Origin of the sequence: Pararhizobium sp. (assembly GCF_035497515.1) — a bacterium.
GTDB lineage: Bacteria > Pseudomonadota > Alphaproteobacteria > Rhizobiales > Rhizobiaceae > Pararhizobium.
The window spans coordinates 1-7,316 of the sequence record NZ_DATJDJ010000243.1 but is presented as its reverse complement, the minus strand read 5'-3'; the positions used below and the strand labels follow the sequence as shown (position 1 = coordinate 7,316).

The window sequence follows — 7,316 nt, the reverse complement described above, 5'->3', positions numbered from 1 at the left end:
TGCCCGAAATGGAATTTCGGCCTTGGCGCGTTGATGAAGAACCTTGCCCGGCGCGGGCTTCTGTAAGCGTAAAGGGAAGCGCAGATGCAACGAGCGATCGACATCTTCTACAAATTTCTTGAGGTGCTGCTGATCCTGCTGCTGGCGGGCATGGCTGTCATGGTATTCCTGAACGTCGTGCTCCGTTACGGCTTCAACTCCGGCATCAACGCGTCCGATGAACTGTCGCGCTACTTCTTCGTGTGGCTGACCTTCATCGGCGCGGTCGTGACCTTCCGGGAGCACTCGCATCTGGGCGTCGAGACACTGGTCATGATGTTCGGGCGCAAGGGCCGGATCATCTGCATGATCCTTTCCAATCTCATCGTCCTCCTATGTTGCTCCATCTTCTTCTGGGGCGCGTGGATGCAGTCGGGCATCAATTTCAGCATGAAGGCGCCCGTCACGGGACTGCCCATGCTCTTCGTCTACGGGATCGGCATGTTCACGGGGGCCGGGATTGCCATCATTGCGATCGAGCGCCTGGTCCGTTTGGTGACAGGCCGCGTCACGGAGGAGGAGATCGCTGCGTTTGCCGGAGAAAACCTGACCATCGAGCAGCTGGCGGAGCGCACCTGATGACATTGTTGATCTTCATATCGTCGCTCCTCGGATCGATGGCAATCGGCGTACCGGTCGCTTTCTCCCTGATGTTCTGCGGCGTGGTGCTCATGGCCTACATGGGCATGTTCCATCCGCAGATCATCGCCCAGAACATGATTGCCGGCGCCGAAGAAGGCTTTACGCTTCTGGCGATCCCTTTCTTCATCCTTGCCGGGGAGTTGATGAATTCCGGCGGCCTGTCGCGCCGCATCATTGACTTTGCAATCGCCTGTGTCGGCCATATGCGCGGCGGCCTGGGTATCGTTACCATCATGGCCGCACTGATCATGGCCAGTATTTCCGGTTCGGCCGCGGCCGATACAGCCGCACTGGCGGCGATCCTGATCCCAATGATGGCAAAAGCGGGCTACGACGTGCCCCGCTCCGCTGGCCTGATTGCGGCCGGCGGCATCATCGCGCCGGTTATTCCACCTTCCATGGCATTCATCGTTTTCGGTGTCGCCGCCAACGTATCGATTACCCAGCTGTTCATGGCCGGCATCTTTCCTGGCGTTCTGATGGGCCTCGCCCTGCTTGCGACCTGGCTGATTGTGGTGCGGAAGGACAAGATCGAGCCGTTGCCGAAGGCTTCGTCGCGTGAGCGTGTCACGGCGACCGCGCGTGCCGGCTGGGCGCTCGGAATGCCGATCATTATTCTCGGCGGCATCAAGGCCGGCGTAGTGACGCCCACCGAAGCCGCCGTCGTGGCCGCGGCCTATGCTCTTTTCGTCGGCATGTTCATCTACCGCGAATTGAAGCCGAGCCAGCTGCCGCGTGTCATTCTGGCCGCTGCGAAGACGACATCGGTGATCATGCTTTTGGTCTGTGCGGCATTGGTGTCCGCATGGCTCATCACGGCCGCCAATATCCCGGCTGAGATCACCCGGTTCATCGAGCCTCTGATCGATCGGCCCACCCTGCTGTTGTTTGTGATCATGCTCCTCGTGCTGGTGGTGGGCACTGCCCTCGATCTCACGCCGACGATCCTGATCCTGACGCCCGTCCTGATGCCGATCATCAAGCAGGCGGGCATCGACCCGATCTATTTCGGGGTCCTGTTCATCATGAACAACTGCATCGGCCTTATCACGCCGCCCGTCGGCGTCGTTCTCAACGTCGTCAGCGGCGTGGGTCGCATACCGCTCGGGAAGGTGACTATCGGCGTTTGGCCATTCCTGGTTGCCCAAACCATCGTGCTGTTTCTTCTGGTCCTCTTCCCGGACCTCGTCCTTATACCCGCACGCTGGCTTTACTGATTACCCTTCAACCGCTCACCAACTGTATCCAAGGGAGGATATTATGAGAAAACTACTTCTTGCCACCACCGCCATCGCATTCGGCTTTTCCGCCGCTGCCCCGGCCTTCGCCGAGTTCAACGAGCGCACGATCCGCGTCTCGAACGGCATCAACGAAGACCATCCGGTCGGCAACGGCATCAAGGCCATGCAGGCCTGCCTCGACGAAAAGTCCGGCGCGAAGCTGAAGCTGACGGCCTTCTGGGGCGGTGCGCTCGGTGGTGACCTTCAGGCAACCCAGGCTCTGCGCTCGGGTGTCCAGGAAGCCGTCGTCACATCCTCGTCGCCGCTGGTCGGTATCGTTCCGGCGCTCGGCGTCTTCGACCTGCCGTTCCTGTTCACCAGCCCCGAGGAAGCCTACAAGGTCCTCGACGGCGACTTCGGCGACATGATGAACACGAAGCTCGAAGAAGCCGGCCTGGTCAATCTCGCCTACTGGGAAAACGGTTTCCGCAACCTGTCGAACTCGGTTCGCCCGGTCACGAAGTGGGAAGACTTCGAAGGGATGAAGGTTCGCGTCATGCAGAACAACATCTTCCTCGACACCTTCCAGAATCTGGGCGCAAACGCGACCCCGATGGCCTTCGGCGAAGTCTTCTCCGCCCTGGAAACCAAGGCGATCGATGCGCAGGAAAACCCCTATGTGACGATCGACACTTCGAAGTTCTACGAAGTGCAGAAATACGTCACCGAGACGAACCACGCCTATACGCCGTTCCTCTTCCTGTTCTCGAAGGCGATCTTTGACACCTATACCGCCGACGAGCAAGCAGCCCTTCGCGAATGCGCGGTCGTCGGTCGTGACGAAGAGCGCAAGGTCATCCAAGACCTCAACAAGAAGTCCCTGGAGAAGATCAAGGAGGCCGGTCTCGAGGTCAACACGCTTTCCGCTGAAGAGCAGGCGCGTATCCGCGAGAAGTCGATGGTCGTCTACGAGAAACACAAGGCCGAGATCGGCGCCGACGTCGTCGACGGCATTCTTGCCAATCTTGCGGAAATCCGGAAGTAAAAAACAGGTTCGGGCCGTCCATCGCGGGCGGTCCGATTGCCAACAAAAAATGCCCGTGGCCGCGTGCCACGGGCATTTTTGTTGGAGAAGGAGATGTTGCGGTCGAACGGAGGAGAATTCGGCGGAATGGTGAAGAATCTGCTGCCGAAGCCCTGGTGCTTATGGCACCTCAATCGGCGGATCGGCCTGGCGCCTCTTCAGCATTTGTTCCCGGATGAAGATGAACAGCCCCGATGCGACGATCAGCACGGCGCCGATGATCATGGTCAGGCGGGGAACGTCGCCGAAGAACATCCAGCCGAAGATGACGGCGTAGAGCAGCAGCGTGTACTGGAGCGGTGCGACGGTCGCGGCGTCCGACATCTTCAGGGCCCGGTTGACGAGCATATGCGCCGCCATGGCCACGACGCCCAGCAGCCCGAGCAGCAGGAGATCCGTCTGCGACTGGATCGGTGACCAGTCGAAGGGCACGAAGAACAGGCCGGCGATCCCGGCGCCCGTGATCTGGAAGAACACCAGAGTGCTGTCCGGAGTGCCGCGCAGGAACCGTCCGGAAATCATCATGAAGGCGAAGGCGGCGCTGCCGATGATGGAGATCACGGCCGGCATGGTGAACATGGCGCTCGACGGTTCAAGCGTGATGATGACGCCGACGAAACCGACGGCGATCGCGCTCCAGCGGCGCCAGCCGACCTTTTCGCCGAGCAGGAAGGGGGAGGCCGCGGCGACATAGATCGGGGCCGCCAGCCAGTAGGTCATGACATCCGCCAGGGGCAGATACATGACGGCGTAATAGAAGCAGAAGACTTCGACGGTCGAGAACATCACCCGCGCCAGCTGCATGCCCTTGCGCTCCGCGCCGACGATCGGAGCAAAACCTGCCTTCCATAGCAGCGGCGACAGGATGATGAGCGCCGCGACGCTGCGGATCAGGATGACCTGGCCCAGGCCATAGGACGATACCAGCCATTTGCCCATGGCGTCGTTGAGCGCGAACATGAGCATGCCGAGCAGCATGACCAGCGGTCCGGCTGCGGACGAGGCTCCAAAACCGGCCGCAGCCGAAGCAATCCTGGTCATGATTATTCCCTGGTTCCTGAATGAAATCAGACGCTCGAGGCGTCTGAGACTCGACGGCTGACGGTAAAGGTCTTCTCTAGCTCCGGATGCAGCTCCATGCCAAGCCCCGGCCCGGGCGGAACGGTGATCATCCCGTTTTTTACCTCCGGCAGCGCGGTGACGAGATCCCGGTACCAGGTATTGTAGAAGGCGCGCACGCTCTCCTGGACGAGTGCATTCGGCGCGTTCAACGAAAGATGGGTAGAGGCGCAGAGGACGACGGGGCCGGTGCAGTCATGCGGTGCCACCGGCAGATGCCAGGCTTCCGCCATCGAGGCGATCTTGCGGGCCTCGGAAAGACCGCCGCACCAGGAAATATCCAGCATGACGATGCCGGCAACTCCGGTTTCGAGATAGTCGCGGAAGCCCCAGCGGGTGGCGAGCGTCTCGGAGGCTGAAATCGGCGCCGGAGAGACCTCCGCATAGCGCTTGAGGCTCGACAGGCTGTCCATCTTGATCGGGTCCTCGTGCCAGAATGTCTGGTACGGGGCGAGCGCCTTGGCGATCTGCATGGCCGGCAGCAATTGCCACATGGAATGGAACTCGACCATGATGTCGATCTTGTCGCCGACGGCCTTGCGGATCTTCTCGAACGGTTCGAGCGCCGTCTTCAGGTCCGGCATTGAAATATACTGGCCCCGGGTCTTTTCCGCGGCTGCGTCGAAGGGCCAGATCTTCATGGCGGTGATGCCGTCGGCAAGAAGCGATTCCGCAAGTTCATCGGCCCGGTGCAGGAAGCCGTTCAGGTCGTCATAGGCCGTGCCGCCGGTCAGGCCGTAATTGCCCGTCGTCTGGCCGGTGCTCTTCTTGATATATTCCGTTCCAGCGCAGGTGTTGTAGGTGCGGATTTCCTTGCGGCTGAAGCCCCCGAGCAATTGCGCGATCGGCTGGTTGGTCGCCTTGCCGAAAATGTCCCAGAGGGCAATGTCGAAAGCGGAATTGCCACGCACTTCGGCGCCGGAGGAACGGAAGCCGATATAGCCGACCAGATCGCTTGCCAGAAGGTCGATCTGCAGCGGATCACGGCCGATCACGCGCGGCGCCACATATTCGTGCAGATAGCTTTCCACCGTCTCCGCTCCGAAGAAGGTTTCGCCAAGCCCGGTAATGCCCTCATCCGTATGGACGAGAACCCACAAAAGATTGCTGCGTTCGGCGATGCGCACGGTTTCGAGTCTGGTGATTTTCATCTTGGTGTTCCTGGTGATTAGATAAGGCCGGCGTTCAGGAGGGCCTTGATGCTCTGGTCGAAATGCTCGCCCATCAGGGTGGAGGACGCTTTGGGATCGCCAGCGGCAATCGATTCCGCGATCTTCATGTGAAGCGCATTCATCGCCCGGCGTTCGTCGTCGCTTTCCCGGCTCTTCCAGCCGATCGGCCATGTTTGCCGGGTGATGCCCTGGAAGGCGCCTATGATCAGGACAAAAACCGGATTGCGCGAGGCGCGGGCAATGGCGATATGAAAGGCGATGTCATGCTCCATCACCGCGTCCGGGTGATCAAGCTGATCTTCCATCGCCTGGGCATGCGAAAGAATGGCCCGGCATTCCGCCTCGCTACGGCGCATGGCCGCCAGGGCTGCGGTGCGCGTCTCGATCGTGCGGCGGGCATCATAGATTTGCTGGATATCGATCTGGTCCGTCACGACGCCGTGCTCGAACATCAGGGAGAACGCGCCATCGTCGAGTTCGGCCACGGTCGGACGCCTGCCGGCTCCCAGCCGCACCAGATTCAGGGCGGCAAGCGACCGAAGCGCCTCGCGGATGACCGTGCGGGAAACCTGCAATTCCTTCGACAGCAGCGCTTCGGCCGGCAGGCGATCGCCGGGCTTGAGATCCCGTTCACGCATCAGCCGCGCGATCGCCGTCACCGCTCCGCCGACAAAGTCCTCGGGCGTCGCTGATGGATTTGCAATCATGTCTTATTGCTTTCGAAAACCTGTCATACAGGTTTCCTATAGCAATGGATTGCGCCGATCAAGCCATTGGCTTCAACGATGCAGGAACTCGCTCATGCATCCAGATGCGATTGAGCGACATCCCTGGCTGTCATCCCATGAGCGGACAAAAGGGGATTGTCCGCCAAGACAGTCAATTCGAGGGCTTCGATCTGCTGGCGGACGTCAATCAATTCCGCCTGCCGGCTGGTCGTCTTCATCGGCATTTTCGGGGGTTACGTCGAGGATCGCGGCATGCATCTTGATCGTCGCCTTGCCGGGGATGCAGTTCGTCATGCATGGTTCGGATTTGCCGGCATAGAAGGGTTCGTCCGTCCGATCGTCCTCGATGAAATTGGCCTCGTTCGGCAGCCTGATATCGGTGAAATTCCTGTCCGAAAGCTCGAATTCCTCGTCGGTGACGACGTCGTTGAGATAGAGCAGATAGGCGGTCAGTGCATAGACGTCGTCGTCGGACAGCGAGCGGGCATTGCCGAATGGCATGGCGCGGCGCACATAGTCGTAGACGGTCGAGAGATAGGGCCAGTAGGAGCCGATGGTCTTTTCCGGCCGGTCGGCCCGAAGCGTGCCTTGTCCACCCGCGAGGACCGGCCAGCGGCCGACCCCTTCGCCGAAATCGCCGTGGCAGGACGCGCAGTTCTGGTCGTAGATCTCCATGCCGTGGGAAACGGTGCCCTTGCCTTTCGGCAGGCCGAGACCGTCGGGACGGATGTCGATGTCCCAGGCGGCGACCTCCTCTTCCGTGGCAAGACGCCCGAGTTTCAGGTGCAGGCCATCACCGGCCCCTGGAGGGCTGGCGGCCTGGCTGCTTGCTTTGTCCGCCGCTGCGGGTGCCGGCTCTGCTGCGGCCGCCTTCGTATCCGGCTCCTCTTTCTCGACAGCCGCCGCCTTTTTCGAGAAGGACGCGAGGTAGCCGATGATATTCGCCAGTTCGTCTTCCTTCTTGAGCCCGGCAAAGGCCATTTTCGTGCCCTTGACCAGGTCACGCGGCTTGGTCAGGTAGGCGCGAAGATTGGCCTCGTCCCAGACAAGCCCACCGGCTCCGGCATCGATCATCGCCTTGGAATATTTGTAGCCCTCGACGGTTCCCGCAGTGCGGCCGATCAGGTCGTTCAGCTCTGGGCCGACCTTGTTCTTGGCATCCTCGCCCACAGCATGGCAGGACGCGCATTTGCCGAAGACTTTTTTTCCGGCCGCGAGATCGACTGCCCCGGCGCTCCCGGCACCGGCTGCGACCGAAAGGCCAAGAAGGAAAACGAGCTTAGGAAATCTCGACATTTTCGATGCCCCCGTC

7 protein-coding genes are annotated in these 7,316 nt (G+C 60.6%); 3 read left to right on the top strand and 4 right to left on the bottom strand.

The window, feature by feature from the left end:
• Positions 1-84 precede the first annotated feature (84 nt).
• From VL202_RS25335 to VL202_RS25325, 3 genes are read left to right on the top strand one after another with little or no spacing between them, the layout of a single operon-like run.
• Positions 85-618 carry a TRAP transporter small permease gene (locus tag VL202_RS25335; protein WP_325466823.1) on the top strand — a complete coding sequence of 178 codons (534 nt, stop codon included), beginning with the start codon at positions 85-87 and terminating at the stop codon, positions 616-618.
• A complete protein-coding gene (locus VL202_RS25330; RefSeq protein WP_056340484.1) occupies positions 618-1,898 on the top strand; it encodes a TRAP transporter large permease in 1,281 nt (426 codons plus the stop codon). The genes VL202_RS25335 and VL202_RS25330 overlap by 1 nt, the downstream gene beginning before the upstream one ends.
• Positions 1,899-1,941: 43 nt before the next feature.
• Positions 1,942-2,946 (top strand): TRAP transporter substrate-binding protein, encoded by a 1,005-nt coding sequence (locus VL202_RS25325; RefSeq protein WP_325466822.1) that lies wholly within the window; start codon positions 1,942-1,944, stop codon positions 2,944-2,946.
• 159 nt (positions 2,947-3,105) lie between these two features.
• Here the strand turns inward: VL202_RS25325 and VL202_RS25320 are convergent, their stop codons facing one another.
• The 4 genes from VL202_RS25320 to VL202_RS25305 form a co-directional block, all read right to left on the bottom strand.
• A complete protein-coding gene (locus VL202_RS25320; RefSeq protein ID WP_325466821.1) occupies positions 3,106-4,026 on the bottom strand; it encodes a DMT family transporter in 921 nt (306 codons plus the stop codon).
• Between the two features lie 26 nt (positions 4,027-4,052).
• Positions 4,053-5,255, bottom strand: coding sequence for a mandelate racemase/muconate lactonizing enzyme family protein (locus VL202_RS25315; protein WP_056340475.1), 1,203 nt, complete (start codon positions 5,253-5,255; stop codon positions 4,053-4,055).
• A gap of 17 nt (positions 5,256-5,272) precedes the next feature.
• Entirely contained in the window at positions 5,273-5,980 is a 708-nt protein-coding gene (locus VL202_RS25310; RefSeq protein WP_414692949.1) for a FadR/GntR family transcriptional regulator, read from the bottom strand.
• Positions 5,981-6,187: 207 nt separating this feature from the next.
• Positions 6,188-7,316 (bottom strand): c-type cytochrome (locus tag VL202_RS25305; RefSeq protein WP_414692948.1); only part of this gene is annotated, 1,129 nt, incomplete at its 5' end.

What these genes read in the sequence shown, in the direction of transcription:
- VL202_RS25330 (WP_056340484.1), top strand. Translation starts at nt 618, where the DNA reads ATGACATTGTTGATCTTCATATCGTCGCTCCTCGGATCGATGGCAATC.
- VL202_RS25320 (WP_325466821.1), bottom strand. Translation starts at nt 4,026, where the DNA reads ATGACCAGGATTGCTTCGGCTGCGGCCGGTTTTGGAGCCTCGTCCGCA.
- VL202_RS25315 (WP_056340475.1), bottom strand. Translation starts at nt 5,255, where the DNA reads ATGAAAATCACCAGACTCGAAACCGTGCGCATCGCCGAACGCAGCAAT.
- VL202_RS25335 (WP_325466823.1), top strand. Translation starts at nt 85, where the DNA reads ATGCAACGAGCGATCGACATCTTCTACAAATTTCTTGAGGTGCTGCTG.
- VL202_RS25325 (WP_325466822.1), top strand. Translation starts at nt 1,942, where the DNA reads ATGAGAAAACTACTTCTTGCCACCACCGCCATCGCATTCGGCTTTTCC.